Source organism: Dankookia sp. GCM10030260 (assembly GCF_042666655.1).
In the GTDB taxonomy this organism is placed as follows: Bacteria; Pseudomonadota; Alphaproteobacteria; order Acetobacterales; family Acetobacteraceae; genus Paracraurococcus.
This window is the reverse complement of sequence record NZ_JBHTDE010000054.1, coordinates 1,597-4,806: the sequence shown is the minus strand read 5'-3', so window position 1 is coordinate 4,806 and position 3,210 is coordinate 1,597. Positions and strand designations below refer to the sequence as shown.

Sequence of the window (3,210 nt, the reverse complement as noted above, 5' to 3'; positions counted from 1 at the left end):
TGGATGCGGGGACAGGATTTGAACCTGTGACCTTCAGGTTATGAGCCTGACGAGCTACCGGGCTGCTCCACCCCGCGGTGGTGTGTGTGTGTGACGGGTGAGTTCAAGGATCCGGCTGGGTGGCCCGGCGGCGACCGACTCTCCCGTTGCTTGAGCAACAGTACCATGGGCGCTGAGGTGTTTCACGGCCGAGTTCGGGATGGGATCGGGTGTATCAACCTTGCGATGACCACCGGGCCACCCGGCCGGATCCTTGCGTGGGAATGGAGTGTATGCGTGTTGGTTGGGCGCGGCTTGGTGCTGCGTGCGGTGCCGTTTTGTGGACGGCGTTGCGCATTGGTGTGATGGGAGTTCTATCGGGCGATTAGGACCGCTCGGCTGCACCGGTTACCCGGCTTCCACCTGCGGCCTATCAACGTGCTGGTCTGGCACGGCCCTCGAGGGAGACCTCGTTTAGAGGGGGGTTTCCTGCTTAGATGCCTTCAGCAGTTATCCCGTCCGCACTTAGCTACCCAGCGATGCTCCTGGCGGAACAACTGGTACACCAGAGGTACGTCCATCCCGGTCCTCTCGTACTAGGGACAGATCCTCGCAAGTCTCCTACACCCACGGCAGATAGGGACCGAACTGTCTCACGACGTTCTAAACCCAGCTCACGTACCGCTTTAATCGGCGAACAGCCGAACCCTTGGGACCTGCTCCAGCCCCGGGATGCGATGAGCCGACATCGAGGTGCCAAACCTCCCCGTCGATGTGGACTCTTGGGGGAGATCAGCCTGTTATCCCTAGAGTACCTTTTATCCGTTGAGCGATGGCCCTTCCACGCGGGACCACCGGATCACTAAGGCCGACTTTCGTCTCTGTTCGCGCTGTCGCGCTCACAGTCAGGCGGGCTTATGCCTTTGCACTCAACAGCCGATGTCCGACCGGCTTGAGCCCACCATCGCGCGCCTCCGTTACCATTTGGGAGGCGACCGCCCCAGTCAAACTGCCCACCACGCAGGGTCCTGGCCCCGGCTAACGGGGCTCAGTTAGACGCCAGAAAGGCACAGGGTGGTATTTCAAGGTTGCCTCCACCAGAGCTAGCGCCCCGGTTTCGTAGGCTCCCACCTATCCTACACAGTCCCTTCCTGGCGCCACTGCGAAGTTGCAGTAAAGGTTCATAGGGTCTTTCCGTCTGACCGCGGGTACCCCGCATCTTCACGGGGAGTTCAATTTCGCTGAGCCGATGCTGGAGACAGTGGGGAGGTCGTTACGCCATTCGTGCAGGTCGGAACTTACCCGACAAGGAATTTCGCTACCTTAGGACCGTTATAGTTACGGCCGCCGTTTACCGGGGCTTCGGTTCGATGCTTGCACATCTCCCCTTAACCTTCCGGCACCGGGCAGGCGTCAGACCCTATACGTCATCTCTCGATTTCGCAGAGCCCTGTGTTTTTACTAAACAGTCGCCACCCCCTGGTTTGTGTCACCCCACCCTGCTTGCGCAGGGAAGGGTCTCGCTTATCCCGAAGTTACGCGAGCAATTTGCCTAGTTCCTTCAGCATCGTTCTCTCAAGCGCCTTGGTATACTCTACCAGTCCACCTGTGTCGGTTTCGGGTACGGTCCATATGTCAGAGCTATTTCCCGAGCCGATCCAACTGCCACCCCAATCCGATAAGGGATGACAGAACTTCACGGCTGTCACTTCTGACGGGCCCAGGAATTTTGACCTGGTTTCCATCGGCTACGGCTGTCGCCCTCGCCTTAGGGGCCGGCTCACCCTGCGCGGATTAGCCTTGCGCAGGAACCCTTGGACTTTCGGCGAGCGGGTTTCTCACCCGCTTTGTCGCTACTCATGTCCGCATTCGCACTTCCCATACCTCCACGGGCCCTCGCGGGTCCCGCTTCGCAGGCTTAGGGAACGCTCCGCTACCACGCACTTTCGTGCATCCACAGCTTCGGCAGATGGCTTGAGCCCCGTTACATTTTCGCCGCGGGACAGCTATTAGACCAGTGAGCTATTACGCTTTCTTTAAAGGATGGCTGCTTCTAAGCCAACCTCCTGGTTGTTATGGCCGTCCTACATGCTTTCCCACTTAGCCATCATTTGGGGGCCTTAGCTGGTGGTCTGGGCTGTTTCCCTCTCGACAACGGACCTTAGCACCCGCTGTCTGTCTGCCGCCCTGTACTCACCGGCATTCGGAGTTCGGTAGGGTTTGGTAGGACTTTGGGTCCCCCTAGCCCTTCCGGTGCTCTACCTCCGGTGGTAATCGAGCGACGATCTACCTCAATAGATTTCGCGGAGAACCAGCTATTTCCGAGTTTGATTGGCCTTTCACCCCTAGCCACAGCTCATCCCCGACTTTTTCAACAGGCGTGGGTTCGGCCCTCCAGTGCGTGTTACCGCACCTTCAGCCTGGCCATGGCTAGATCACTCGGTTTCGGGTCTTCTACCGGCAACTCGACGCCCTGTTCGGACTCGCTTTCGCTGCGCCTACACCTCTCGGCTTAAGCTTGCTGCCAACAGAAACTCGCGGACCCATTATACAAAAGGTACGCCGTCACCCTTGCGGGCTCCGACTGCTTGTAGGCGCTCGGTTTCAGGTCTCTTTCACTCCCCTCGTCGGGGTGCTTTTCACCTTTCCCTCACGGTACTTGTGCACTATCGGTCGCCAAGGAGTATTTAGGCTTGGAGGGTGGTCCCCCCATGTTCAGACAGGGTTTCACGTGCCCCGCCCTACTCAAGGATCTCCACAAGCCATACGCCTACGGGGCTATCACCCACTCTGGCCGGCCTTTCCAGACCGTTTGGCTTAACTTGCAAAGACCACTGGCCTGCTCCGCTTTCGCTCGCCACTACTCGCGGAATCTCACTTGATGTCTTTTCCTCCAGGTACTGAGATGTTTCAGTTCCCCGGGTTCGCCTCGCCGGCCTATGAATTCAGCCGGCGATCTCCCTAAGGAGGGGTTGCCCCATTCGGACATCCGCGGATCAACGATCGCTCGCATCTCCCCGCGGCTTTTCGCAGCGTGCCACGTCCTTCATCGCCTCTTGGCGCCAAGGCATCCACCGAACGCCCTTGTCTCACTCACCATCAAACACCAATCCGCCCGCACGCAGTACCAAACCGCGCAACAAGCCAATCAATGCACAACAGCAAGCCCTACGCTTACTATCAACAATCTACACTTCCATTCCCAGATTCACCTGTCAAAGAGCAACCGCC

The 3,210-nt window shown here is 58.5% G+C and carries 1 tRNA gene and 2 rRNA genes; all 3 read right to left on the bottom strand.

What is annotated here, in order from left to right:
• Window positions 1-77: transfer RNA gene (locus ACFQS7_RS30565), tRNA-Met, on the bottom strand.
• A 45-nt stretch (window positions 78-122) separates the two neighbouring features.
• Window positions 123-237, bottom strand: a 5S ribosomal RNA gene (gene rrf, locus ACFQS7_RS30560).
• A 106-nt stretch (window positions 238-343) separates the two neighbouring features.
• Window positions 344-3,078, bottom strand: a 23S ribosomal RNA gene (locus ACFQS7_RS30555).
• Between the last annotated feature and the right edge of the window lie 132 nt (window positions 3,079-3,210).